Source organism: Alteromonas sp. IB21, assembly GCF_016405965.1.
GTDB lineage: Bacteria > Pseudomonadota > Gammaproteobacteria > Enterobacterales > Alteromonadaceae > Alteromonas.
Map to the genome: position 1 here is coordinate 1 of NZ_JAEFCD010000041.1, position 25,580 is coordinate 25,580.

Genomic DNA, 25,580 nt, shown 5'->3' on the forward strand with positions numbered 1-25,580 from the left:
TCCAGTTGAGATAATTATCCCTTAACTGGCTGTGTGAATCTATTGGAGCACGTCACTTGTTAAAATATCAGTAAAAGTAGAAAGTAAGACAAACAAAAAATACATACCCTAAATAGCGAAACATGCCTGTCTTATTTTACTGTTTTAGCCATTGTTTTGCTTACGCAGTAAATGCTAACAGATGTTTTTTAGAGTTACACTCACTCAGTTGTTACCTGTTAATTTTAATTGGAAATTTACCTTTAATTGCAAACCAAATACCTGGCAACCCAAAAGCAAAAAAGAATAATATTGCATTGAATATAGATGGTTCAGATCTCTTGCTTGATATTAACTCACCGCTTCCTAATTGCCCTAGTAAATACCATATAGATAACCCAAATACCGTTAAGCCAATTACCCGACCTAAGTAATTACGTAACTTCCCAGTTGTGATACACATTACAAAAATGATTAAGCAGAAAGCACCAAACACATAAATTCCGATTGGCTTACTCATTTCTGGTGCAATTAGGATCATAACAACACCAAACAACCCTGTAATAGTACCGAGCAATATTCTAGATAAAGGACTTAACCCTTTGTTTAGGACATGTTGACCAGATTTGTACATACTTTCCTTGTAACCCTAACTCTCCGTAAAGTGAGGATAATACATAGCTGTATTTAGCGAAGTATAAAGTAAAACTTAACATGACAGGCATAACTAGAAAAAGTAAAACTGTCCCCTCGTACACTTTCTTAAATCTAAATCTCTATTCAAACTGCTAAACGAGTTAATCAGAGTAAGACAGATGCAATGCCTAAAGCCCGAAAGTCGCAAATTAGTTTATCGGACACGCCCTATTATCACTGTATTTCCCGCTGTGTTCGTCGTGCCTATTTATGTGGTGAGGAAAACGGTAGAAGCTTTGAACATCGTCGCCAATGGGTAGAAGACCGTATTCATGTTCTAAGTGAGGTGTTCGCCATTGATGTATGTGCATATGCGGTAATGAGTAATCATACGCACCTAGTATTACACGTAAACAAAGAGAAAGCAGACGCACTAAGTACAGAGGACGTGATTCAACGTTGGCATAAACTGTACAAAGGCACATTACTCTCGCAGCGCTACATGTCAGCAGATTCACGTAAAGAATTACATGAAACCCAAATTAAAACAGTGGAGTTGACGGCTGAAGTATGGCGTAAAAGGCTATTTGATATCAGCTGGTTTATGCGTGCACTGAACGAATACATTGCCAGGGCCGCTAATAAAGAGGATGGCTGTACAGGGCATTTTTGGGAAGGACGGTTTAAATCGCAAGCGCTATTGGATGAGTCGGCCCTTGCCGCCTGTATGGCTTATGTTGATTTAAACCCAGTACGAGCAAAGATGGCCAAAACGCCTGAAACATCCGACCATACCAGTATCAAATACCGAATTAACGCAGCCAAGGTAGGCAAAACACCGAAAAGACTTATGCCTTTTGCAGGCAATCCAAGGCAAGAGATGCCACACGGTTTACCTTTTACTCTTCCAGACTACTTACAGCTTGTAGATATAACCAGCCGATATTTTCATCCAAATAAACGCGGCAAGGTTCAGAATAACCTCCCCCCTATTCTAGAGCGTCTCAATATTGAACACGAACATTGGATAACTTTAACGACACAGTTTGAAACCTGCTTTAAGCACGCCGCTGGCAAGGTGACTCATTTACAGCAATACGCGCAGAATCAACATCAGCAACGGGTTCAAGGCCGACAAAGTGCGATGCGATTATTTGGTTAGCTTTGCAGTTAAATAGCGAGCGAAACTTACACACAGAAAGATGCCTGTCTTTTTTATCAGTATCAGTAAGTTTATCTTTCGCACAAATCGCACGATTTGATTATATTGACCATTTCGTGCGATTAACTATAATCTTAGTCTTACTTCAGATTTGGAGATTAATCATGCACACATTAACAGCAAATGACGCCAAACGTAATTTTGGTGAGTTACTTCTTAGTGCCCAGCGCGAGCCAGTCAAGATTAGCAAAAACAACAAAGATGCTGTAGTTGTAATGTCTATTAGAGATTATGAAGAGCTAGAAGCAATGAAAGCTGACTACCTTAAACATTGCTTCGAAGCAGCCAAACAAGACCTAGCACAAGGTAATGCCGTTGATGGCGAAGATTTTCTGAACGCCTTATAACCAGTTATGCAGAAGAGTAAATACAAAATAAGTAAACTAGCTCAGGCTCATTTGCGAAAAATCAAAAGCTATTCCGTTAACAATTTCTCTGAAGTGCAGTGGTGCAACTACAAAGATACATTACTAACTGGATTTCAGATGCTTGCGGATAACCCTGCTGTAGGTCGAAGTTGTGATGAAATTTACCCAAACGGGTTTTACTTTCCTGTAGGCAAACACACGGCTTACTTTACAATAGAAGACGGCTTTATTTTGGTCGTAGCTATACTCGGTCAATCACAACTACCTGAAAACCATTTGTCATTTTATTTATAAGTTCTTTAACGCATAAAAAGCAAAAAAATAAAAACTTTATACAGAAACATGCCTGTCACTTTTAGTCCGTTTAGTTGGTGAAAAAGATGACTGTCTTGTTAAGTAAGTAAGTAAGTGTGCTTTAGCTACTAATTCTGTTTGATTGCCTTTGCTTGCGTAAGACAAAGAAGCTTTAAGCTGAGCTATCTGATTTTCTAGCTCTGTTCTAAAGAATGTAAGAATGACTGTCTTATTAAGTATTGGACAGAGGAAGGTTAACCGATGAATGTCTAGTGCCGTTGCCAGACAAAAGGAATTGAAAAGCGCAACAATAAGAGCCTCTATATGTGTTTGACGTAGGCAACTTGCCTAACATCAGCCATGACAGACGAAGTAAACGAGTTCTAAAAAGGCAACGGTATTGATCTTGAAATAGTGGTCAAAGGGTTATCTTTTTTCATTGACAGCCCGGAGGCTCATATGTGTTAGATTTCAGCTCTCGCGGACTGTTCATCATCTATTTTTTTAAGCATCTCATGAATCTGGTCATTCAAGCGCTGTTTAGTTGAAGCAATGGTACAAAGTTTTTCCTTGCGATATTCCTCGACAAAGATATTCCCGGCTCGTTGAAGCTGCATGACATCGGAAGCGGAAACACCAGACTCCCTTAAACCTCCGCCAAAAACACTTTTGTAGTGCCAATGGTTAGTGAGCACAAACGATGCAAATTCAGCAATATTATCTTTTTCGAAGATGGCCTTAGCGTCTAACGATGCAAAGCGATCTAGCTGGGCTCTATACGCCGCTATGTCTGGCGTGAGATTTTCGTACACCCATTTATGGAATTCATCATTTGACTCGTGTCGCCGACTCTCGGTAATTTTAGAGCGAATGCCGTAATTTAAGGGACCGTACTCGTCTTCCCACCAATCTGAGAACAACCCCGGAAACAGATCAATTTCGAGCAGAGTGTTAATGAAATTGTGATCTTCGAGCTGTACTTCGAATGTGTGTTCATAATGCACACCAAGGTGTGCAGCGTATGCTTTGCACACGTGATCGAGAAGTCTTGCAGAGAATGCGGAAACCAGCTGGTAAACGTCTACAATTTCGTTGTAGCGCTTCTGATCCGTTTTGAAATTAACCTTAAAGAACCAGCGCCGAGTAATTCCTAGACATTCGCCAATGGACGAATGCTCAAGATCCATAAACGTAATACTCGCAAAGGCCAGCATGTCGTGGAATATCTCTGAGGTGTCCTTGAGCGCAAGGTCCCAAGCATATTTTCCTGGCTTATCGTGATCTCCAAACCCTAACTTCAACGTGTAATTTCTGGTCGACTTGATTCTGTAAAGGCCTGAAACTAAAGATTCATCTGGAAATACTAATTTTTGATGGGCGCTGACATTTCGTAGATAGCGAAGTATTTGATACTCATCTGGCTGAGCCTGAAGAAATGAATTAACGGCTATCTTTAGCCAGTCTGGTGAATTTTTATTCGACAATTCAACGAAGAACAGCAAGCTTCGGAGCAAATTATTTAATCCCAAGATGAAGTGCTTGGGCTGGTGATACGAAACGTCTAATGACATCTTGTTCTCATGGACGATCTCAATGTTCTGGATAATCGTCGGGTGCGCTGCGGCCAGCTGCTCGAAGAAGAGTGAAGATCGCTGAAGCTCAAACATTTGGTACCCTGAAATCTAACGCCCCACATAAAGGGCAGCTATCTGTGGGCTAAACTTGCGCGCAGCGCGAGCCCACAGGTAGATGTCCACGCGAACGCAGTGAGTTTTAATGCGATTGTTAGGCGTCGCTGCTGAACTTAACACTATACTTATTACACCATTCGATAATTGCCTTTTTAAGGGCTAATTCTTCATACGAATACCAATCGTCTAGTTTGTTTGCGGAGGTTAACAGTTCTTTGAACCTGCCGTACGCCCCGCTACGACTGAAAATATCATAGGTCTTGTCTAATTTAGTTGGCAAATGCTCTGATATGAAACGAATAGCTAGGCGTTTGCCAAGACCTAAATCACGCTTATCGGGAACAGCAATATACCGACTATTCTCAAAAAGATCGTCAGGGATATCCTCTTCTACGGCATCACCCACATAGAAAATAGCACCTGACTGTTTGTCGATATAAGCCTCATGGTCTCCAAAACCGGAGGATGCGAATTCAACAGCCCATTCGATATCTGAAATTTTAGCAGTCATAAAAACCTCAAGACACCTAACTTTAAGCTAAGGGGCGCTAGCATGTGGGCTATAATCCGAACGAAGTGAGTCAGCCCACACGTTAGCGTCCCAGCGACCGGAGGGAGTGGCTTGAGCGTTTTGTTAGGCGTACAACTGAAAGTACGCAGCTTTGCTGCCACCACTAGCCAAATAGACCGCGTGTTTAAATTATTGAATTTAAGATAAAACAACCCTGTGCGAAAAGCCAGATGTTAACGGCATTGCTGGATAAAAGAGCGAGTTTAGAAAGCTGGTGATGTTGAATGTTGGCGTTGCGATGTTGATGAAAAGCGCGTTGCTAAAGCCGTTGAAACAACTGAAAAAAGTAAGCCGTAAAGACAACCTAGCGAAATAACCTTGATGCTGGAACGTCACAACTGAACCCGCATTTTAATGCTGTAAGTAAATGACGCCTAACAGCTTACTCGTCCCCAAAACGTCATGCTATTCCACACCACTTTCGGGTACTTGTCCTTTTAATCATCCACTACTCTAAACCACAACCACCAGAGAAATAAAGTAAAAACTAAAATGTCTTTTTTTGCTCAAAAGTTAAAACCACCAAATCGGCATGCAGGTGTTTTTGGTGTATTTCACGCAAGCCAAACAAAAAAGCCAGCTTTCGCTGGCTTTCAAAACACAAAAACAAATGTCGTCCTAACTAAAAACTACTTCCCCTGCCTAGCAGCCAGTTTCTCCAACTGCTCATCAGTAGCAGGAAGCTGGTGTTTTTCCTTCCACTCTGAATACGGCATTTTATATACCACTTCACGTGCGGCTTCGTAGTCGATATCAGCGCCCTGCTCGCTTGCAGCGGCCGAATACCATTTTGCCAAGCAGTTGCGGCAGAAATCCGCCAAAATCATCAGGTCAATGTTCTGAACGTCTTTATTGGCGTCTAAGTGTTCTACTAAGCGGCGAAATACCACTGCTTCTACTTCAGTTTGCGTTTGCTTATCCATAATCTAATACCTCTAAAATAGCGCTTTTTCGTTATGGTTTGAATGTGTGGCTTAAATGTGTGGATTAACGGGTAAAACTCAACCCATCATTCCCCCTTCAAACCTATAACGAAAAAAGGGAGCCAAGCTCCCTTTTTACTTAAACATAACTAACTAGGTTTAAAACCTAATTGCTATTACTCTGCGTCGTCAGACTTAGGCGCAGGCTTTTCTAGAAGCTCTTTAATGCTTAAACGTACACGGTTCTGGCGATCGATTTCCATAACCTTAACGTCAACCATTTCACCTTCTTTAAGGTAGTCAGTAACCTTGTTCACACGCTCGTGAGCGATTTGTGAAATATGAACAAGACCTTCTTTACCTGGAAGTACTTCTACAAACGCACCGAAGTCTACAATACGTGTAATCTTACCGTTGTAAGTCTTACCAACTTCAATCTCAGCCGTTACCTGCTCAATCTTGCTAATAGCGATGTCTGCTTTCGCACGCTCTGTCGCGAAGATTTTGATAGTACCGTCGTCTTCAATCTCGATGTTAGTGTCAGACTCTTCAGTAATTTGACGGATCATTGCGCCGCCTTTACCGATAACGTCACGGATCTTGTCTTGGTCAATCTTCATTGTGTAAATGCGTGGAGCAAATTCACTTAGTTCTTCACGGTGACCGCCAATCGCTTCGTCCATTACTTTAAGAATGTGCAAACGTGCTTCTTTCGCTTGTTTAAGCGCAATTTGCATGATTTCTTTAGTAATACCTTCAATCTTAATGTCCATTTGAAGTGCAGTAATACCGTCGGTAGTACCCGCTACTTTAAAGTCCATGTCACCAAGGTGATCTTCGTCACCAAGGATGTCTGAAAGTACAACAAAGTTGTCGTCACTCTTAACTAGTCCCATTGCGATACCCGCAACAGACGCTTTAATTGGAACACCCGCATCCATAAGCGCTAGTGAAGTACCACATACCGACGCCATTGAAGATGAACCGTTTGATTCTGTGATTTCAGAAACCACACGTACTACGTACGGGAATTCTTCTTCACTTGGCATTACTGCTTGAATACCACGCTTCGCTAGACGACCGTGACCAATTTCACGACGCTTAGGCGAACCAATCATACCGGTTTCACCAACACAGTATGGAGGGAAGTTGTAGTGAAGCATGAAACGGCTGTCGCGCTTACCTTGAAGCTCGTCAATCATCTGTGCGTCACGCTCTGTACCTAAAGTAGCAGCAACAATTGCCTGTGTTTCACCACGGGTAAATAGTGCAGAACCGTGAGTACGAGGAAGAATACCAGTTGCTACGTCTAGAGCACGAATCATTGCAGGCTCACGACCGTCAATACGTGGCGCGCCAGAAAGGATGCGTGAACGTACAACGTCAGACTCAAGTTCGTGAAGCAGGTCTAGTACTTCTTTTTTGTCTTGCTCTTCGTCTTCAGCAAGGATAGCTTCTAGTGCTTTTTCAGTTGCTGCAGTTACCGCGTCTTTACGCGCTAACTTGTCAGAAATCTGGTAAGCCGCTGTCATTTCAGCTTCAGCGAGTGCTTTAACTTTGTCTTTAAGCGCAGTGTTTTCTGCTTCTGGTGCCCAGTCCCACTTCTCAGTGCCAACTTCAGCAGCAAATTCGTTCACTGCTTTAACAACAGTTTGAAGTTGCTCGTGACCGAACATTACCGCACCTAGCATAGTATCTTCAGAAAGCACGTCAGCTTCTGATTCAACCATAAGTACTGCACCTTCTGTACCCGCAACAACAAGGTCAAGCTGGCTTTCAGCTTGCTCTTCTGCGCGTGTATTTAGAATGTATTCACCGTTGCTATAACCTACACGAGCCGCACCAATTGGACCGTTGAAAGGAATACCAGAGATAGCAAGGGCTGCTGAAGTACCAATCATAGAGATGATGTCTGTAGGAATATCTGGGTTAGCAGACATTACAGTAACAACAACCTGAACTTCGTTTTTGAAACCTTCTGGGAATAATGGGCGAATTGGGCGGTCGATAAGACGCGCTGTCAATGTTTCGCCTTCAGATGGACGGCCTTCACGCTTGAAGAAACCACCTGGGATTTTACCCGCAGCGTATGCTTTTTCTTGGTAGTTAACTGTTAGAGGGAAGAAGTCTTGATCTGGCTTGGCTTCTTTTTTACCAACTACTGTTACCAGTACAGACGTATCGTCCATGCTCGCAAGAACCGCAGCTGTTGCCTGACGAGCAATTACACCCGTCTCTAGAGTTACAGTATGCTGTCCATACTGAAATGATTTAGTAATAGGAGTCACTATTTGTCCTTTAATTTCAATCTTTATTTATCGCTTTTAAACGCGGCGCATAGTATAGCTTTGAAGTGGCATTAATACCATTCCCAAATTTAGCGCTGCGAGGAATTTGTTGCGTTATTCGTTGTGTATTTATTCACGTTCATTGCAACATGACTATATGAAATATCTGTGAAATTTCAATATTTGGCTATATTTTCATCATATTGACACAAAACGGCGTATGCTAGAACAAAAAGCAAACAAAACAGAAATATAAAAACACCTACAGAGCTACATATAAACAGACAAGATTAACCACAACAAGAACGTCTAATATTAGTGTGCTAAAGGAGATAACCATGTTGGTACTTCGACTTAACAAAGCAGGCATGCCACAAGAGTGGATAGATGTTGAACAAGCCGCCAAGCTTTACAGTCAAGACAAGGTGCTATTTGAGCTAGGTAGCGATGCTATCACGCTTAGAGGGGGCTGGAATCATGAAGGGCTGCAAAGCCAGTTAACGCTTTCTAGTATTATCGCATGTGATGGCAAGGTAACCGATTTGTCAGGTAAAGTTGCGCTAACTAATCGCTATTTATTCAGGCGTGATAGTTATTTATGTCTTTATTGCGGCAATAAGTTTACGCCAAAGCAACTTACCCGAGACCACATTATCCCCCGCTCTCGCGGCGGTAAAGACACTTGGACAAATGTCGCCTCTGCGTGTCAGCGATGCAATCACGCTAAAGCAGATAAAACGCCAGAAGAAGCCAATATGCCTCTTCTTGCTGTGCCCTTTAGGCCGAATGTTTACGAACGTTTTTATTTGATGAACAGACGGATATTGGCAGATCAGATGGCTTTTTTAGAAGGGCATTTTTCTCATAAAAGGAACTGGACGTGTCAAGACTAGCGCAGTAAACACATTTTATTCATTCAGTGCATGTACTGCGCCTACGCTATTTTCTGCTATAGCCCCGTGCTTGTGGTCGTTTGTTGCTCTGTGGTGGCTGCTTGCTGAATATTGTTCGCATTTAAATCGCTCTGCTGTTGCATAAGCGATGCTTGCTCTTCTTTTTGCGCTCTGAACCATAAACTCAACCAATCTGAACACATTTTATGCTCTAGTTCATGGGCTTCAGCTGTAGGGCAGAACAAGCTTACCTTCACTACCACTTTGGCCAGTTCATTGGTTTTAATCTCAACCTCTGGGTCAATGCGAATAAACTCTTGATCGAGATGCCGTTCGATTAATCCTTTATAACGCTCTGCAACATCGCGGAAATATTCGCAGTGCGCTTGTGCTCTGGCATGGAAAGCTGGCAACAAGCTGTAAGCATTTACCGTCGGCTCATTAACAATTTCAAAGGAGTGTAAGCGGTAACGGCGCATAAAGTTTAGGTTGCGAACGGTTTGGGTAACAAGTTGGCTGTTTGGTACGTAAACGTGCTTACCCGTGTAGTTGAAGCTTTCTGGATCTACTTCAAGTAAGGCGGTTTTTGCCCAATCCATTTCTACCACTTCACCAATCATATTATTCATTTGGATCCAGTCTCCTACCCTGAACGGCCTTGCGCCTAGATAGTAAATAAACCCCATAAAACACTGAATAAATTCGCGGGTAGCAAGCACAATTGCAACCATAAACGCAGCAATTGAAATGGCTAGCGTTTGTATTTCAGAGCTCCACACCATCATTAACACTATGATAATGAACGCATTACCTAACTGCTCTAAAATGTTAATTTGATTTCGACGGTCTTCCCCGCGTTGCGAGCTGATGCGTCTTATAAGTAGCAATAACCCTTTTTTTATGAAATGCAGTACGACTAAAAGCACTAACGATGTCAACAACTTGTACTCGCTTGCAAAGACGATAAGCTGTTGCCATAACTGCGCGGGGTCTATCACTATCTCCATGTAAGCTCCGTTTGTGCTTGAGGTAAATCTTTGAATAGGCGAAAAAAAGCGCCGACGAATGTCAGCGCTTGCCATTATGAAGCATGTAAACTCGCGGCACAATGCCGACCAGTTATCGCTTAGCTTTATTATTCACGAATTTGGCCTTCACCATTCACTAGGTACTTCTCTGAAGTTAGCGACTCTAAGCCCATTGGGCCATAAGCGTGAAGCTTGGTGGTTGCAATACCAATCTCTGCACCTAAACCTAACTGACTGCCATCAGAGAAGCGCGATGAAGCGTTAACCATCACTACACTTGCATCTACTGCACGCTGGAAGAGCTTACCTTTCTCTGCATCTTCGGTAACAATAACTTCGGTGTGGTTACTGCCGAATTGCGCAATGTGCTCAACGGCTGCGTCGAAATCATCAACTACACGGATTGCAATCTCTAAACCAAGGTATTCTTCGCCATAGGCATCCTCAGCGATAACATCGGCACCTTCAAAATACTGACTGCCTTTTTCATTTACGTGAACCGTTACGCCCTTTTCTTTAAAGGCATCAGCCACTTTAGGTAAGAAATCACCAGCCACTGCTTGGTGCACAACTAAGCCTTCCAATGCATTACACACACCTGTGCGCTGTGTCTTACCGTTTAGCAGTATCGCTAATGCTTTATCTAAATCCGCGTCTTTATCTACATATAGGTGACACACACCTTTAAAATGCTGAATAACGGGCACTTTAGCGTTATCTGTCACATAGTTGATAAGGCCTTCACCACCACGTGGGATTATCACGTCGATGTAATCACGCTGTTCCATTAACTCTTGCATAAGAGCACGGTCTGGGTTCGGCACAACGGTCACAAGCGCCTTCGGTAGGTCATGCTTTTCAAGCACATCCTGCATTAGTTCTGCAATCGCCAAACTTGTATCTAGTGCTTCTTTACCACCACGTAATATTACTGCATTGCCCGATTTAAAGCATAGTGCGCCAGCATCGGCAGTAACATTAGGTCGTGCTTCATATATCATGCACACAACGCCCAGTGGAATTCGCATTTTCTTAATTTCGATGCCATTTGGACGCGTACCGATAACACGCTCTTTACCTACTGGGTCATCAAGCTCTACGATAACCTCGATGCCTTCAGCCATGGCTTCGATACGCTCGTCGTTGAGGATTAAGCGGTCGATCATTGCTGCATCTAAATTATTTTCTTTGGCTCGTGCCACTTCTTTTTCGTTTACTTCAATAATCTTGCTTTTGTTTGCACGAATTGCCGCGGCCATGTCGGTTAACACAGCGTTTTTCTGGCTTTCACTTAAAATTGCCAGTGTACGTGCTGCTTTTTTTGCCTGTTGTGCTAACTCTGTAATAATACTCATTCTTTCTCCAAATTTGCTATGTGCTGATCAGAAATGATTGGCCCTGTTTTTTCTTCGAACTCGTGGGCGAAGTCGTCATTTTCCTGATTAGCAATAAAATTCAATAAACAACTGCTGTAATTCGATTTTGCTTTTACCAACTTGGTACCGTCTTCTTTACGCACCAAAATTGTATCGCCTACCGAAAACTCACCTTTAACGTCGATGATTTCGCTACTTGTAAGTTGCTGAGCGTCGCCAGCCAAAGAGGCATCGAAGTCCCCTTCCACAATCACTTCACCCTGCGCATTTGACGTATGGCGCATCCAATGCACGTTTTCCTGCATTGGTTTGGCGTGCGGTTTAAAATGCGTGCCTGGGTTCTCACCCGCAAGAAGCATATTAAACGACAGCTCAGTAAAGCCGTTAATAATATATGTATCTATACCATGCGAAACCGCTTTTTCAGCTGCTTCAATTTTGGTGCGCATGCCGCCGGTTCCGACACCACCTTTGACAGCGCCACCGGCCATGTCATAAATACTTTGATCAATAGTTTCCACCGACTTAAGCATTTTAGCATCGTCAAATTCATGCGGATTCTTATCATACAATCCGTCGATGTCCGAGCAGATTATTAATGCATCCGCTTCAGCAGCAGACGCCACCATTGCCGATAAATTGTCATTATCACCCACTTTTAGCTTGTCGGTGGTAACAGTATCGTTTTCGTTTACGATTGGCAGAATATTATTGTCTAATAAACTAAAAATCGTTTCACGAATACTGACATAACGCTCTCTATCTCGTAAGTCAGCGTGCGTTAAGAGCATTTGCGCAGAAGGAAAGTCAAATAACCTATCCCATGTGGCAATCATTTCTGTTTGCCCTGCTGCCGCCATCGCCTTTTTAACTGCAATGTTGGTTTTCTCTTGTTCTGGAAACAGGTGCGCTCCCGCTGCAACCGAACCAGAAGACACAAGAACGACTTGTGTACCATTAGCTCGGCATCGCACGATAAACTGTGCAATGCTTAGTAGATAGTGGCTGCTACAACCTTGCTGGTTGGGCGATATTAGTGCACTACCTACTTTGATGACTACGCGTTTCCAATTAGGATGACTCATAATAAACTTTTTAACCTTAAGATTGTTGATTCGCTAATTCTTCACCGGCTTGCGCAAACGTTGCCTGTACGTTTTTAGATGGGTTTTCACCGAAGCGACTTACCAAATAAAGCGTTAACGTACTTACCGCAAACCCTGGAATAATCTCATAAATAACGCTGCTTAACGTTTTGCCGTCAGCTAGAACCGGGGCATAAATCCAAAACAGCACAGTGACTGCGCCACTGATCATGCCTGCCATCGCCGCTCTTGCTGTGAGGTCCTTTTTATACAGACAAAACAGGACTAACGGACCAAACGCCGCACCGAACCCTGCCCAAGCGTTACTTACTAAAGATAAAATTGTATTCGATGCGTCCATGGCCAATAGCAATGCTGCAACTGCAACGCCTGCTACACCATAGCGACCTATTGTTACCGTTTGCTTCTCACTTAGCGCTTGCTGCGATGATTTTTTACTCATCATCACACGATATATGTCTTCCGTTAACGAGCTCGCACTTACTAAAAGTTGCGAAGAAATCGTACTCATAATCGCTGCTAAAATAGCTGCCATTAAAAAACCGCTAATAAGTGGGTGAAACAATAACTGTGAAAAAATAATAAATATGGTTTCTGGATCATCAACCGCTAGCCCAAATTGATTCGCATAAGCAATGCCTACGAACCCTGTCGCTAACGCGCCAATAATCGTCACTGTCATCCATGACATACCGATGTTTCTCGCCGTGCCGATCGCGTTTACCGACCGGATAGCCATAAAACGTACGATAATATGTGGCTGACCAAAGTAGCCCAATCCCCAGCCCAAGCTCGACAATAACCCCACCACAGTTAACGTTTCCAATGACTCAGAAAAACTAGGTACAGATTGATAAGCCGCGCTTGTCATCTGCGAAACGCTATCAAATTCGCTAAACGCCACAATGGGTACAAGCACCAATGCGACAAACATAATGCAGCCTTGAACAAAGTCGGTCAGACTTACTGCTAAAAAGCCGCCCAATAAGGTGTAAGAAACCACTACACCCAGCGTTATAAATAAGCCTAACTGATAATCTACAGAAAACGCGCTTTCAAAAAGCTTGCCACCTGCTACCAACCCGGCTGATGTATAGAGCGTGAAAAACAAAACAATGATGACTGCAGATACAATGCGCAAGCTCGAATTAGGCGTATTAAATCGCTTTGCGAAAAACTCAGGGACAGTCAACGAATCGTCTGCCACTTCCGTATAAACGCGAAGCTTTGGCGCGACTAATAAATAATTTGCCAAGGCACCTGCAACAAGCCCAATCGCTATATAAACAGCGTCGAACCCTGTTAAGTACATCGCCCCCGGCAAACCCATCAACATCCAACCTGACATGTCAGACGCACCAGCTGAAAGTGCGGTAACTTGAGGGCTTACTTGCCGGCCTCCTAAAATATAGCCAGAAATATCGCTGGTTGACTGGCGATAGGCAAACAACCCTATTCCCAACATCGCTAAAAAATACACAGCCAGCGACAGGTAACTTTCCATTGGCATAACGTCTAATGTTTCCTCTATTACTATCGAAATCTCTTTAATGATTTTTTGTTCTGCTGTTGAAACAATGAAGAGGTGCTTATTTATCAGCATTCTCTCGCATCCTCACAAAAATACAAAAGGCGAGACTTGCACAATACTGCTCGCCCTTAGCGATTAACTAGCCTCTATAATTTTAGAAGCAAAATTAAATCGAACAATAATCATTAGAGTTCTAATAATATAAGGATTTGAAAAAAAAATTCAAGTTTGATTTTTAAACAAATGGATTTAGAACGCTCTTACCTCGTTTTAGAGGTGAGTAATGTTTCACAATAAAAATGCATTAAATATATTTATATATTTGTTATTTTACAGATAGTTATAAAAAACAAATCAATCATGAAACAATATAACTTTGCAGGGAAAAGGGCTAATTTGCCCCACTTTACTTCTTACTGAAACATTTTCACGCAATACCCTTTACTGAACGCAATCAGTAGAAATAACATGCAAAAGAAGCTTTTCTATAGGCAATAAGTGAGCAATCTGCACACAATCTTCATTGTTAAGCGAGTTTAGCTTTTCGATAAGTTCGTTGAAGGATTCCGGGGCGGAATACACACTAAATAACTTCGGATGAATATAATATTTTCTGCAAACAGCGGGCGTATTGCCAAGCTCGGCAGAAACGGTTTTACTCAGAGTACTTTCCCATTTTTTAGTTCGTGAGTTTGCCACCTGCTCGTGAACGTCAGGCATAACTGTTAGCGCAAAACGACTGGATGCCCAAGTTCTGAAGTCTTTACAGCTAAATTGCTCACCCAATTCACGATGAATAAAAGCATTTACATCTTCGCTGGATACATCGCTCCATTGATTATTCGGGCCCTGATAGCGGAACAAACAGTAACCCTGCTGTTGAGCGCAATCGCATATTAGTGAAGCCAGTTCAGGATCGTTCACTTTTAACGTACGCGGTTTGCCATGTTTTCCCACATAAGCCAACTCCACGCTGTCATCACATTGGGCTTGAATATGTTTTCGCCGCAGTGTGGTCAAGCCATATGTGTTGTTCTCTTTACTGTATTGAACATTCCCGACTCTTGCTCCTGTATAGTCAAGTAGCAAACACACTAGCGCACATGCTCTTTCTAGCGTCCATGAGGGATTCTCGACTAAAGTTTGGCAATATTCGCGAAACTTAGGTAAAGCATTACCAAAAGCAACTAACCTTTTAAACTTCTCTACCTGTTGTTGCTCGTGCCATTTATCATGGTAGATATATTGCTTTCGTCCTTTTTCGTCATAGCCTGTCGCCTGCACGCTAGCTTTACTGTCCCGACTAATATAGGTATCTCGCCAATTAGGTGGAATTACAAGGTTTTTAATTCTCGTTATTACCCGATCACTCGACACTTTTCGTCCACTTGCGTAACGGTAGTAGAAACGTTTATTCCCACAGGCGATTCGCTTGATGGATAAGTGGCAATCATCCGAGTAAACATTACAATAACCCTTCGTCCGTGCTGTCAAAGCATTCTCCATATTTTTTGTTGAGATTTACAACACCTTGCAAACATGCGTGTTATTTGTCTGACTGAATAAAATTACAGATAAAAAGAAAGAAATGATCACCTAACGTCGTCAGACTACTTAACCTTTATCTAAAAATTCCTGGCTGTGTAACCTTTTTCAGCGCCGTGTAAGATTGTCACACTACCGCAACATTTATAGTCCGCTCCCCCTTGTTGACGACAGTCTAAATTGAAATATGTACCACAAAAGTATGCCTCAACCTTGTCTAACAACCTTGTAATATTCATAAAAACCTTCGTTAATTCATAGTTATAGCTGCAGCACTCTAGCTTTTAACCTTGATGGAAAGCACATTTAAACACCACCCGGAATACTACTTGAATACTTATCTTCATTAATCGTATGAATTCATGCGCTTGGATGGATTACCGGGCACGGAATTGAATATAGAAGTTAAGCTGTTGGGCGTCACGAACTTAAGCTGAGTGCGCCCCTAAACTGACTGAGAGGAATTAAGATGACTATCGAAAACTCAAAGAACACGAACGTAGATAAGAATGACAATAACGGAAACGAAAATTTGAGAGCTAAGATCGTCTCTGATAAAGAGCTTCAGGTCGCCGCTATCTTCTCTTCAAAAGAAAAAGCGAGAGAAGCGATTGATGTTGTTAAAGGTCAAACAACAATAGAAAGCGCTCAGATAGAAATTGTTGAGGCAAAAGACCCGCGCATGAGCGAAAAGCTAGAACGTAACAGTGAATCAATTGGGAAAAGAATGTGGTCGTCTCACTTATTGCTGGGTTTTGCTGGGCTAGCGGTGGGCCTAATTGCTGCGTTTCTACTCACTCAATTCGGTCCTGCTCTCACAAAGCAAAATCCTCTATTTACCTATATTGCTTTAATTAGCCCAGGCCTATTTATTGGCTTATTTATCGCAGGCCTGATGGGTCTAAGACCAGATAGAAACGAAGTAATTCAAACCGTTAGGCATGCAGTGCGATATGGTAAAGTTGCACTTGTGATAAACTTAAAGAAATCTCAATCTGCTTCTAAATTGTCTTCGTTGCTTCGCCAACATTCAGACAAAGTCGTCGAGTCTATTCGATAAAAAGTTAAAATACCTGTAATAAGCAGGGGCATATAGATAGAGTATGATAGTGTACACAACGCAAAAGCGAACGTGTTCAGCAAACAATTCTGAGAGGCAATGCACATAGTGACATGTGTATTGCCCTTTCGCATTTTGTATTCCTTATTGTTTAAAGACACCGAGTACTGATTGTATGGACTTAATTTTTTTTGACTTGGACGGGACTCTTTTAAATAAGTCTTCCCAAATCTCGACATTTACCAGAGAAACGCTGGGTTTACTTAGCGAAAAGGACATTGCGTTTACCGTCGCAACCGGGCGTACTATGCATTCAGCGCAATTTGTTCTGGAAGGCCAGTCGTTCGTACTTCCTCACATATACAATAACGGAGTCGCTATTTGGGACCCGACAGGTAATGCGCTTACGCTAGAGAACCTGCTCGCACCGAGTGAAGTCAATCTTATCGTCGAATATGCAGTTAGGAACAATATTACGCCATTTATCAATACAGTGAATATGGATAGCCCTGAACATGAACACATTATTTATTTTTCAACGCCAAAGCATCAGATAGAGCGAAACTTAATCGACAAATACTTTTCCAGAACGAAAGCCAGATTGGCGCCTATTGAAGCGTTGCCAGCGACGGCGCACATCACAAATATTAGTATGATTGGAGATGCGACACTCGTTTACGATATATACCAGCAGTTAAATAATCACGATGAGCTAATTGCATACTCCGGACCTGCCATCGAAGGCGACGAGTACCGCTGGATGGACGTTCATCATAAGTTGGCAAGCAAAGGAAGTGCAGTTGAACTTTTGCGAAAGCAGTTGGGTGCAAGTAATGTGATTTGTTTCGGCGATAGTGACAATGATTTAAGCATGTTCGAGCTGGCTGACGAGGCCTATGCGCCTTCCAATGCTAAACCTTACGTTAAAGAAGCGGCAACCTCTGTTATCGGACATCACGATGAAGATGGAATCGCCCAGTTCCTACGAGAACGTTTTTCACTTTAGCACGACATTTACAAAGGCTACGTCACGTAGCCTTAATCTTTAGTTATACCGCGTACACGTAATTAAAAGTCTCTACCAATCTATGGATTTTCTGTCTTTCAAGAACTGTCCGTGAGGGCCACCCTCTTCCATAGTAGCTAACCAAATTGCCGTGTCAGCTCCCTCTTCAGGAGTTTTAGGCGCATCACTCCCTCCCATTCTGGTGTGGACCCAGCCAGGCGTCATGCTATTTACTGTAACGTCTAAAGGCTCGCCGTTTGCTGCCTCGTCAACCACCGCTGCCATCTTTACCGTTAGTGCGTTAACGGCTGCTTTCGAGATGGCGTAGCTAAAAGGCCCTTTTAGTTCTTCCGCAAAGCTTCCATAGCTAGAACTTACGTTAATGATCCGTCCAAACCCGCGTTCAATCATTTGAGGGAGGGCTTGTTGAATGAGCGTTAGCGGAGCATACACATTTACTTGCATTGACTTTGCTAGCGATTCTGCGTTTACCTCTTGCCATGGAGTATCGTCTAATACGCCTGCATTATTAATTAGGATATCTATTGGTCCGAACACTGCCTCGGCGCGCACGAAAGCATCAATGATGGCTGTTTCATTATCAAGAGGCATTTCGATAACGTGCAAATCTCCACCCACAAGTTCCTTCTTCGCTTCAAGCCCTGATTCCTCATCACGGCAACCCATTAGCACTTTGTACCCTTTAGACAACATTCCTTTTACTATTTCAAAACCGATGCCACGATTACCACCAGTTACCAATACATTTTTTGTCATACCAATACACTCCTTGCATTTACGCTCCGGCTTGGGTTGCCTCGAAACGGTTGGATAAATAGAAGCACAGTGGGAACACCACGCTCCATACTAGTGCTATGAAAATGTAAGCAAGTAGAAGATCAACGCCAAGCTCTACCGCTCCAAACTTTGCGCCAGCTATGTAGCTAAGTGGTGCAAAAACAGCGCCACCAATTGATGCCAGTAATAATCGCCCCTTAAAAGCCATCATGCTGTGATAGATGGTCCCTGCAAAAGCCGCCCAGAGCAAACTTAACCAAATCGGAATGGGCCAAAACGCTACCAATGCTTCGGACTCGTTAAAAATAAACAGTCCGCTTTGCGCCAGCGCAGCATCAACAAAGGTGCCCAACAAGAATATTGCTCCCATAAGCTTTGCATCTTCTAAACGCTTGGGAGAAAGAAAGAACCACAACACGATTAGAGCAAGTACGGGTATGACAGCTTGGTTCTGAAATAGAATCACTAGCCACCAAATCCCCTGAAACCACGCAAAGTTTACTACCTTAAATACTGCACTATTTTTCATTACTAACGCTCATAGATTTACTACACAAGCATACGTAGTCATCTAAATCTAAGTTCATCTAGCAACAGTAAAAGTAAACGAAAACATAAGAGTGAAAGTATAGATGCATACACTGTTCGCTTTTTTTTAACAACAAAGGATGTGTTAATTGTGAAAATGGTAAAGTATTACGTGCTAGGCGCAATTCTATCGTTAGCTTTAACGATATTTGTTCCCGGTGTTCTTTTGAAATTATTGTTTGGATGGACTGCATTTTCACTTATCGCAGTGAGCAGTGCTTACCTGCTTAACTATCCAAGTTTGTTTAGAAAGCGTGAAGATGGCTCTATTCCAATATATATACGATGGATTTTCGTACCTTTTCTTTTGGGGTCATGGCTTTACAACGAGTATGCACGCAGAAACGATAAAGTCCCCCCGCTTCAAAAAATTGAGCCACACCTGTTTTTAGGGTGTCGCATGTCTAATAAGCATGTTGCGCTGCTAAACGAGAATCAAATTGACGCTATTCTGGACGTTACGGCTGAATTCGACGGTCTTGATTGGACTGCGTATCAAGAAGATTATCGATACCTGAATATTCCGGTACTCGACCATACCAGCCCAACCTCAGAACAGTTGGTGCTTGCCATTAATTGGCTTAACCAACAAATTTCTGATGGTAAAAACGTGGTGGTTCACTGCGCACTGGGTCGAGGTCGTTCAGTATTGGTCGTCGCAGCCTATTTGTTAGCTAAAGATCCCAAACTTAGTGTTGATGACGCGCTCAAACAAATAAACGAAATACGCCAAACCGCACGCCTTAATAAGCGCCAACTCGCCTCACTACAGCAAGTAAGAGATGGCGGTTTACTCTCTTTAGAAAAGACGCTGACGCTGATTGTTAATCCTGTCGCAGGTGGCGGAAAGTGGTCGCAATATAAAGAAGATGTACTTTCCCGTTTAAATGAAAAATTTAAAGTAACAGTTAAAGAAACAACGCCTGAAGTTGATGGAAAAATGCTGGCTAAAGAAGCGAGAGATGAAGGCGTTGACATCATTGTTGCTTGCGGCGGAGACGGTACACTTACGGAGGTTGCTTCGGCCTTAGTCAATACCAACGTTACCATGGGAATAATCCCTTTTGGAACAGCAAATGCGCTTAGCCAAGTTCTTCATGGTTATATCAGCAAAGTCATGCCCATCAGTACAGCCTGCGATATTATTATTGATGGGGCTACGTTAAAAATAGACACCGCCACGTGTAATGACAAAGTCATGCTCTTGGTCGCGGCTGTGGGATTTGAAGAAAAGATGATTTCCGCAGCAGATAGAGAAGAAAAGAATGTGGGCGGACAGTTTGCTTATTTAAAAGGGCTATGGAATGCGATTTCAAATAATGAAAGCATGACGTTTGACGTAGCAATTGAAGACAACGAGCCTGAGCGATTTCAAACACCTAGTTTCGTTATCGCCAATGCAGCCCCAATAACAACGGCGTTAGCCCAAGGTGCAGAACAACCCGATATAACGGACGGTAAATTAGATATAACGTGGCTGTCGCCACAAGCTTCTTCTGACAAACAATTTCTGTCGTTAGCGGAATTGGTTTTTAGCCCGGTAGAATCAAAAAAACAATCAGACTCTATACGTCACAAACAAGCGTCCAGTCTCACTTTGACGTTTGATAAGATCACCGCTTATGCAGTAGATGGTGAAATTTATGAAGATCAATCTCTCGTCATAAAAACGCTCACTCATAGCCTTACTGTATTAGTAAACCGTGAACAAAAGGATTAAGTAGTTAATGGCACATCAAAGTAACTTCGACGAAATCTATTCATTTCTTAACGAAAAATTCGAGGGTGAAAGTGAATATCTTCAAGCGGTACATGAAGTACTTGAAGACATAGTTCCTATTTCAAATGCTCATGATGACTACAAAGCATTCGATATCGTCAGGCGAATATGCTTACCCGAGCGCGTTATTTATTTCACGGTTTCTTGGATGAACAGCAAGGGCGAGATTGAGGTTAATCAAGGATGGCGAGTTCAGCACAATTCAGCAATGGGCCCATACAAAGGTGGCTTGCGTTTCCACCCAACCGTAAACCTCTCCGTATTAAAATTCTTAGCGTTTGAGCAGTGTTTTAAGAATGCACTCACAGGCCTTCCAATGGGCGGAGGTAAAGGTGGTTCTGACTTTAACCCTAAAGGTCGGACGGATAGAGACATTATGCTTTTCTGTCAATCTTTTATGCGTGAGCTACAAAGGCATATCGGTGCTAACACTGACGTACCTGCTGGCGACATCAACGTAGGTGCGCGAGAGATTGGTTATTTATATGGCGAGTACCGAAGACTCAATAACAGGTTTGAGGGTGTGTTGACCGGCAAAGGCCTAGAATTTGGTGGAAGCTATGTTCGCACCGAAGCTACAGGCTTTGGTCTGATCTACTTTTTAGAGGCCGTTTGCCAATATCAAGATACGCACATTGACGGTAAAACCATTGCTGTTTCTGGCGCCGGTAACGTTGCGCTGCACGCTGCGTTAAAAGCTACGGAGAAAGGCGGGAAAGTAGTCACGCTTTCAAATAGTCGTGGTTTATTGCATAACGAAAAGGGATTAAACGATACAGACATAAAGTGGGCAATTGAGAACCATGCATCTCGTAATAATATACTTAAAGACATGGCTGAAAATGACATGGGAACATGGGCTGATAATAAAAAGCCATGGCACATTGCGTGTGATGTTGCCCTACCCTGCGCTACGCAGAATGAGCTTACCGAAGACGATGCTAGAGCATTGCTAGACAATGGATGCCGCATGGTGTTAGAGGGAGCAAATATGCCGTGTACGAAAAAAGCTCAGGCCCTTTTTATAAAAGAAAAAATAACCTATGTTCCAGGTAAAGCGTCCAATGCAGGTGGCGTTGCCTTATCAGGCTTGGAAATGGGGCAAAATGCCATGTTTAGTCAACGTGAGGCTGACGTACTCGACGAGCAGCTCTACTCAATTATGACTAGCATTCACGAACGATGTGTTTCTGAAGGCAAAGCGGATGATAACTCCATTAACTACATGAAAGGTGCAAATATTGCCGCGTTCCGTCGACTCGCGGACGCAATGGTCGCGCAAGGCGTCTAACTCAATACATCGGTCGCTGGAATTACGGTACTCATACGTGGTTTTAGCGGCTTCACAAGGGCGTTTACAACGTGAATTTATCGGAAATGTTTTTGTAAAAATTGCGCTCTAAATATCTAAACGTCGTGACTTAGTTTCTATCGAACAAAAAACCTATTAAAAATCATAATCTAACGAAGCTTGAACACATGGAATAGAAATAGCATTACTGTAAGCAGTAATTAACTATTTGGGGAAATATCCATGAAAATTTTTGAAGCATTACGTCAAGATCACGAAAAACAGCGTCTATTATTGAAAATTCTTGCGGAAACAAGTGGTAACACAGCTGCACGCAGAGAGTACTACCAGGAGCTTAAAACTCAGTTGGAAAGTCATGCTGTAGCAGAAGAACGCCATTTTTATACCCATCTTCTAGAGAAGGATGCCACTGTCGACTTAACTCGCCATGGTATTGCAGAACACCATGAAATTGATGAACTATTAGCAAAACTGGATGATACAGACATGAGTTCACCAGCATGGTTACGTCATTTAAAAAACCTGCAGGAAAAGGTTGAGCATCACTTAGCAGATGAAGAGCAAGAGTTCTTCCAAGTTGCAGGAAAAGTGTTAAACGACAGCCAAAAAACAAGGTTGGCTAAAGAATACAGAGAAGAGATGAACAAAGAACTGGATGCCGAAAAACTTACGGTGTAGCCGTAATGGAAAACGGAAACAAGCGGTTTCAGTTACGTATTTTCTATTAAAAAGCCAGCTTAAATAAGCTGGCTTTTTCGATTCAAAGATGAGGCTAGTCGTTCGCTACGTCGTCTTTGAAGTTATTTCTTCGCAATGATGTAAACAGCGTGGATCACACCAGGGAAATAACCCAAAATAGTTAAAAGAATATTTATCCAAAAATGTGCGCCAATACCCACTTGTAAGAACACGCCTAGCGGTGGTAACAAAATTGACAGTAGTATACGAATGATGTCCATAATAAATTCCTTGTTATTGAAGTAATTTCACAACTCAATGGGTAAAAAGCTCACGTTTTGCCGTGGAATTAGCGCCCAAAGAGGGTTTTACACGCTTCACTGTAGTAATGTGCATTTACAATGCCATTTCGATAGGTAAGCGCCATAGTTTTTGACAATCTCAACAAAAACAATAAATTTTATTTAATGAAATAGCTATTCGCCGAAAGGTGTATTTTGGAGCCACTCTTCTAAATCAGCGAGCTTAAGAGGCCGACTTATATAATATCCTTGGGCAACGTCGCATCCCCAATCTTTTAGAATATTGAGAGAGGCGAGATCTTCTACCCCTTCAGCAACGACCTTTAAATTAAACACAGCGGCTAAGCTAAGCACCGTATGAACAATTTGCTGGTCATTTTCGTCGCTGGCCAAAGAAAGAATGAAGCTCTTATCTATTTTGATGGTCTTTACAGGCAGGTTCTTCAAATACGCCAGTGAAGAATACCCGGTACCGAAATCATCTATAGCGAAGTGAAATCCACGGGCCGTTAACTCATTCAAATTTTCTATGGCTAACGATGCGTCTGCCACCAAATCGCTTTCCGTAATTTCAAGTTCGAGCGCATCGGGAGAAAGGCCTTTTTCAGTTAGTAGGGATACCAAATTGCTTAGCAGTACTTTATTTTGAATATCTTGGGTAGACAAGTTCATTGCCACAGTAAAGCCGTACCCTTTTTCCCGAAAATAGGCCAGGTCTGCAATGGTTTGCTTCATTACCCACGATGTAACTTGCTCGATTAGGCCTGCCTGTTCAGCGATAGTAATAAACTCATCCGGAGGAACGAAACCCAACGCACTGCTATTCCAGCGAATGAGCGCTTCCATGCTGCACACTTTCATTGTTACTAAATCAATTTTAGGCTGATACACCATAGACAGCTCGTTCTGCTGACTTGCCAGCGCGCGCTTAAGCTCCGTGGTGATGGCTAATCTACGGTTGTATTTATCTTCTAATTCAGCACGATATCTAACGCACCACTTGTCGCCATGTATCGCTTCGTCAGTAACGATATTCATTTTCCTAAACAGCTCTTCTGACGTAAATGCATCTTGCGGGCATTCTAAGATTGCCATTGACACTTTTAAGGGGATCGCTATCAAGTTACTTTCAACAGGTTGTTCTAGAATATGCTTAAGTGTTTCAAGCTGATCATCATTAAGCGAGTCATGTGAGATATAAAGCACCTCTCCGCCAGCCAACCGCGCCGATATACCGGGCCAGCGCTGTAATCTTTGTGCTAAAGCCTTTAATGTATTGTCGCCGTTGGAATACCCGTAAAGATCGTTGATAGTACGAAAACCGATGATGGTAATGGCTACAACTTGCAAGGGGCGCCCTTCTTCGAGCTCAGACTCAAAGTAATTTTCAACGTAATTGCGGTTAAAAAGGCCAGTAAGTACATCATGCTCAGCTTGGTAGCGAATATCTAACTCACGATTTTTTATATTTGCTTGCATGCTATCAACAGCATTGGCAAGCTCGGTTATTTCTCTCAACTTTGACGGCTCATCAAGTGTCGATCCGTAAGAACCAGACGCTACTCTATTGACTGCCTTTACTAAATTGGATACCGGCTTAGTGACGTTTCTAGCTAGTATTAAAGAAAACGCCAAAGCAATGAGCATTGCTGCGATGCAAAACGCTAAAATGGTAATTTGAACTCGGGAGAATGCTTTAAAAGCAGAAGTCGTATCAACTGCCAAAGTGATATTAACGGGAAGTCGATCAGTTGCCCCAATATTTACTTGGCGCGTGAAATAAGTGAACTCGTTTTTAAAGGTAACATCTATCCATGTTGGGTCTTGTTTTGCCGCTAACACTTTCATGGCTTCGTTCGTATCAAGCGTAGTTGTAAGAATTTCGTTTGATTCAGTTTTTGAAATAATGATTTCTGCATCTACAAGTTGCTTAAGCTCTTGTAAAAGCCCATCGTCAAATTCAACGCCTATCAACATGTAATACCTAAGTGTAGGTATTTCAACACGTATAAGACTGAGATGAACTAAGTCATCATTTACAACGAACAGACCACTTTCCCGTTGGTTTGCCGCGAGCGCCACACTACTCTCAAGACTTTGTCCGACCTGAAAAAGTGCTGTATGTGAAGCGACAACTTTATGATCTAAACTTACCAGCGCTATAATATCGGTGTTAAGTCTCTCTGCGTAACTCGTAAACGCCGCCTCAATAGAAGGTATGTTTTCGGTGCCAACTGCACGCCTAAAGTCAAATGAGCGAGACAACACCTTCGAAACACTTAAAATAACGGCCTGTCTATCGGCAACAACCTTGTCGAAGACTTTTTCAGCGAGGGAAACATCATGGTCAATATTTTGCACAACAAGTGTACTGGCAGAACGCCACACAGCGCCAACGATCAGAAGTGATGCTATAACAATTCCTATGAATAAGGTTTGAAATAAACTCTGACTAAGTGTTTTTTGCACTAGGGTGCCCCGTGTTTGTAACTGTCATTAGGTAGCGATACACGCAACCATAAGCTAAAAGAATAGCCTAAGAATAGAACGAGTAATACCAATTGACTTAAAAGTTTGATCTAATGGCGCTATTCATATTTGAGTG

General features: G+C 42.5%; 23 protein-coding genes. 9 read left to right on the forward strand and 14 right to left on the reverse strand.

What is annotated here, in order from left to right; genetic code table 11:
• Window positions 1-211: 211 nt before the first annotated feature.
• Entirely contained in the window at window positions 212-613 is a 402-nt protein-coding gene (locus JC525_RS19065) for a hypothetical protein (RefSeq protein WP_198817638.1), read from the reverse strand.
• Window positions 614-799: 186 nt separating this feature from the next.
• On the opposite strand from JC525_RS19065, the gene JC525_RS19070 reads away from it, so the two are divergent.
• From JC525_RS19070 to JC525_RS19080, 3 genes are all read left to right on the forward strand, one after another.
• Window positions 800-1,777, forward strand: a complete 978-nt coding sequence (locus JC525_RS19070) for a transposase (RefSeq protein ID WP_198817640.1) — start codon at window positions 800-802, stop codon at window positions 1,775-1,777.
• Window positions 1,778-1,941: 164 nt separating this feature from the next.
• Complete coding sequence (locus tag JC525_RS19075; protein WP_198817642.1) at window positions 1,942-2,184, forward strand: type II toxin-antitoxin system Phd/YefM family antitoxin; 243 nt, start codon at window positions 1,942-1,944, stop codon at window positions 2,182-2,184.
• A 6-nt stretch (window positions 2,185-2,190) separates the two neighbouring features.
• Entirely contained in the window at window positions 2,191-2,499 is a 309-nt protein-coding gene (locus JC525_RS19080) for a type II toxin-antitoxin system RelE/ParE family toxin (protein ID WP_198817644.1), read from the forward strand.
• Window positions 2,500-2,963: 464 nt separating this feature from the next.
• Here the strand turns inward: JC525_RS19080 and JC525_RS19085 are convergent, their stop codons facing one another.
• The 4 genes from JC525_RS19085 to pnp all read right to left on the reverse strand — a co-directional run bounded on the left by JC525_RS19085 (window position 2,964) and on the right by pnp (window position 7,972).
• Window positions 2,964-4,070, reverse strand: coding sequence for a hypothetical protein (locus tag JC525_RS19085; RefSeq protein ID WP_198817645.1), 1,107 nt, complete (start codon window positions 4,068-4,070; stop codon window positions 2,964-2,966).
• A gap of 214 nt (window positions 4,071-4,284) precedes the next feature.
• The gene (locus JC525_RS19090; protein WP_198817647.1) at window positions 4,285-4,701 is read right to left on the reverse strand and encodes a UPF0158 family protein; all 417 of its coding nucleotides are present in this window, start codon (window positions 4,699-4,701) and stop codon (window positions 4,285-4,287) included.
• A gap of 689 nt (window positions 4,702-5,390) precedes the next feature.
• Entirely contained in the window at window positions 5,391-5,684 is a 294-nt protein-coding gene (locus JC525_RS19095) for a DUF1244 domain-containing protein (protein WP_198817654.1), read from the reverse strand.
• Window positions 5,685-5,860: 176 nt separating this feature from the next.
• Window positions 5,861-7,972 (reverse strand): polyribonucleotide nucleotidyltransferase, encoded by a 2,112-nt coding sequence (pnp, locus tag JC525_RS19100; protein WP_198817665.1) that lies wholly within the window; start codon window positions 7,970-7,972, stop codon window positions 5,861-5,863.
• 338 nt (window positions 7,973-8,310) lie between these two features.
• Between pnp and JC525_RS19105 the strand changes: the two genes are divergently transcribed.
• A complete protein-coding gene (locus JC525_RS19105; protein ID WP_105931196.1) occupies window positions 8,311-8,865 on the forward strand; it encodes an HNH endonuclease in 555 nt (184 codons plus the stop codon).
• Window positions 8,866-8,921: 56 nt separating this feature from the next.
• Here JC525_RS19105 and JC525_RS19110 read toward each other — a convergent pair whose 3' ends face one another.
• The 5 genes from JC525_RS19110 to JC525_RS19130 form a co-directional block, all read right to left on the reverse strand.
• A complete protein-coding gene (locus tag JC525_RS19110) occupies window positions 8,922-9,872 on the reverse strand; it encodes a mechanosensitive ion channel family protein (RefSeq protein WP_198817667.1) in 951 nt (316 codons plus the stop codon).
• 128 nt (window positions 9,873-10,000) lie between these two features.
• Window positions 10,001-11,248, reverse strand: a complete 1,248-nt coding sequence (locus tag JC525_RS19115; protein WP_198817669.1) for a glutamate-5-semialdehyde dehydrogenase — start codon at window positions 11,246-11,248, stop codon at window positions 10,001-10,003.
• A complete protein-coding gene (gene proB, locus JC525_RS19120) occupies window positions 11,245-12,354 on the reverse strand; it encodes a glutamate 5-kinase (protein ID WP_198817671.1) in 1,110 nt (369 codons plus the stop codon). The genes JC525_RS19115 and proB overlap by 4 nt, the downstream gene beginning before the upstream one ends.
• Before the next feature lie 16 nt (window positions 12,355-12,370).
• Window positions 12,371-13,885: a sodium/proline symporter PutP gene (putP, locus tag JC525_RS19125; protein ID WP_198817695.1), complete on the reverse strand. Its 1,515-nt coding sequence runs from the start codon at window positions 13,883-13,885 to the stop codon at window positions 12,371-12,373.
• A gap of 462 nt (window positions 13,886-14,347) precedes the next feature.
• Window positions 14,348-15,400: a DNA topoisomerase IB gene (locus JC525_RS19130; protein WP_233095314.1), complete on the reverse strand. Its 1,053-nt coding sequence runs from the start codon at window positions 15,398-15,400 to the stop codon at window positions 14,348-14,350.
• A 520-nt stretch (window positions 15,401-15,920) separates the two neighbouring features.
• Between JC525_RS19130 and JC525_RS19135 the strand changes: the two genes are divergently transcribed.
• Both JC525_RS19135 and JC525_RS19140 read left to right on the forward strand, forming a co-directional pair.
• Complete coding sequence (locus tag JC525_RS19135) at window positions 15,921-16,511, forward strand: hypothetical protein (protein WP_198817675.1); 591 nt, start codon at window positions 15,921-15,923, stop codon at window positions 16,509-16,511.
• A gap of 175 nt (window positions 16,512-16,686) precedes the next feature.
• Complete coding sequence (locus tag JC525_RS19140; RefSeq protein ID WP_198817677.1) at window positions 16,687-17,517, forward strand: HAD family hydrolase; 831 nt, start codon at window positions 16,687-16,689, stop codon at window positions 17,515-17,517.
• A 72-nt stretch (window positions 17,518-17,589) separates the two neighbouring features.
• Here the strand turns inward: JC525_RS19140 and JC525_RS19145 are convergent, their stop codons facing one another.
• Window positions 17,590-18,294, reverse strand: a complete 705-nt coding sequence (locus tag JC525_RS19145) for an SDR family NAD(P)-dependent oxidoreductase (RefSeq protein WP_198817684.1) — start codon at window positions 18,292-18,294, stop codon at window positions 17,590-17,592.
• Between the two features lie 19 nt (window positions 18,295-18,313).
• The gene (locus JC525_RS19150) at window positions 18,314-18,844 is read right to left on the reverse strand and encodes a DUF2878 domain-containing protein (RefSeq protein ID WP_198817686.1); all 531 of its coding nucleotides are present in this window, start codon (window positions 18,842-18,844) and stop codon (window positions 18,314-18,316) included.
• Window positions 18,845-18,994: 150 nt separating this feature from the next.
• On the opposite strand from JC525_RS19150, the gene JC525_RS19155 reads away from it, so the two are divergent.
• The 3 genes from JC525_RS19155 to JC525_RS19165 all read left to right on the forward strand — a co-directional run bounded on the left by JC525_RS19155 (window position 18,995) and on the right by JC525_RS19165 (window position 22,673).
• The gene (locus JC525_RS19155; RefSeq protein WP_198817688.1) at window positions 18,995-20,623 is read left to right on the forward strand and encodes a diacylglycerol kinase family protein; all 1,629 of its coding nucleotides are present in this window, start codon (window positions 18,995-18,997) and stop codon (window positions 20,621-20,623) included.
• Window positions 20,624-20,630: 7 nt separating this feature from the next.
• Window positions 20,631-21,974, forward strand: coding sequence for an NADP-specific glutamate dehydrogenase (gene gdhA, locus JC525_RS19160; protein WP_198817689.1), 1,344 nt, complete (start codon window positions 20,631-20,633; stop codon window positions 21,972-21,974).
• Between the two features lie 243 nt (window positions 21,975-22,217).
• A complete protein-coding gene (locus tag JC525_RS19165; protein WP_198817691.1) occupies window positions 22,218-22,673 on the forward strand; it encodes a hemerythrin domain-containing protein in 456 nt (151 codons plus the stop codon).
• A gap of 122 nt (window positions 22,674-22,795) precedes the next feature.
• On the opposite strand, the gene JC525_RS19170 is transcribed toward JC525_RS19165, so the two are convergent.
• Entirely contained in the window at window positions 22,796-22,954 is a 159-nt protein-coding gene (locus tag JC525_RS19170) for a YqaE/Pmp3 family membrane protein (protein ID WP_014949371.1), read from the reverse strand.
• Window positions 22,955-23,149: 195 nt separating this feature from the next.
• Window positions 23,150-25,444 carry a putative bifunctional diguanylate cyclase/phosphodiesterase gene (locus JC525_RS19175; RefSeq protein WP_198817693.1) on the reverse strand — a complete coding sequence of 765 codons (2,295 nt, stop codon included), beginning with the start codon at window positions 25,442-25,444 and terminating at the stop codon, window positions 23,150-23,152.
• Between the last annotated feature and the right edge of the window lie 136 nt (window positions 25,445-25,580).

What these genes read in the sequence shown, in the direction of transcription:
- JC525_RS19065 (WP_198817638.1), bottom strand. Translation starts at nt 613, where the DNA reads ATGTACAAATCTGGTCAACATGTCCTAAACAAAGGGTTAAGTCCTTTA.
- JC525_RS19070 (WP_198817640.1), top strand. Translation starts at nt 800, where the DNA reads ATGCCTAAAGCCCGAAAGTCGCAAATTAGTTTATCGGACACGCCCTAT.
- JC525_RS19075 (WP_198817642.1), top strand. Translation starts at nt 1,942, where the DNA reads ATGCACACATTAACAGCAAATGACGCCAAACGTAATTTTGGTGAGTTA.
- JC525_RS19080 (WP_198817644.1), top strand. Translation starts at nt 2,191, where the DNA reads ATGCAGAAGAGTAAATACAAAATAAGTAAACTAGCTCAGGCTCATTTG.
- JC525_RS19085 (WP_198817645.1), bottom strand. Translation starts at nt 4,070, where the DNA reads ATGTCATTAGACGTTTCGTATCACCAGCCCAAGCACTTCATCTTGGGA.
- JC525_RS19090 (WP_198817647.1), bottom strand. Translation starts at nt 4,701, where the DNA reads ATGACTGCTAAAATTTCAGATATCGAATGGGCTGTTGAATTCGCATCC.
- JC525_RS19095 (WP_198817654.1), bottom strand. Translation starts at nt 5,684, where the DNA reads ATGGATAAGCAAACGCAAACTGAAGTAGAAGCAGTGGTATTTCGCCGC.
- JC525_RS19105 (WP_105931196.1), top strand. Translation starts at nt 8,311, where the DNA reads ATGTTGGTACTTCGACTTAACAAAGCAGGCATGCCACAAGAGTGGATA.
- JC525_RS19110 (WP_198817667.1), bottom strand. Translation starts at nt 9,872, where the DNA reads ATGGAGATAGTGATAGACCCCGCGCAGTTATGGCAACAGCTTATCGTC.
- JC525_RS19115 (WP_198817669.1), bottom strand. Translation starts at nt 11,248, where the DNA reads ATGAGTATTATTACAGAGTTAGCACAACAGGCAAAAAAAGCAGCACGT.
- proB (WP_198817671.1), bottom strand. Translation starts at nt 12,354, where the DNA reads ATGAGTCATCCTAATTGGAAACGCGTAGTCATCAAAGTAGGTAGTGCA.
- putP (WP_198817695.1), bottom strand. Translation starts at nt 13,885, where the DNA reads ATGCCAATGGAAAGTTACCTGTCGCTGGCTGTGTATTTTTTAGCGATG.
- JC525_RS19135 (WP_198817675.1), top strand. Translation starts at nt 15,921, where the DNA reads ATGACTATCGAAAACTCAAAGAACACGAACGTAGATAAGAATGACAAT.
- JC525_RS19140 (WP_198817677.1), top strand. Translation starts at nt 16,687, where the DNA reads ATGGACTTAATTTTTTTTGACTTGGACGGGACTCTTTTAAATAAGTCT.
- JC525_RS19145 (WP_198817684.1), bottom strand. Translation starts at nt 18,294, where the DNA reads ATGACAAAAAATGTATTGGTAACTGGTGGTAATCGTGGCATCGGTTTT.
- JC525_RS19150 (WP_198817686.1), bottom strand. Translation starts at nt 18,844, where the DNA reads ATGAAAAATAGTGCAGTATTTAAGGTAGTAAACTTTGCGTGGTTTCAG.
- gdhA (WP_198817689.1), top strand. Translation starts at nt 20,631, where the DNA reads ATGGCACATCAAAGTAACTTCGACGAAATCTATTCATTTCTTAACGAA.
- JC525_RS19165 (WP_198817691.1), top strand. Translation starts at nt 22,218, where the DNA reads ATGAAAATTTTTGAAGCATTACGTCAAGATCACGAAAAACAGCGTCTA.
- JC525_RS19170 (WP_014949371.1), bottom strand. Translation starts at nt 22,954, where the DNA reads ATGGACATCATTCGTATACTACTGTCAATTTTGTTACCACCGCTAGGC.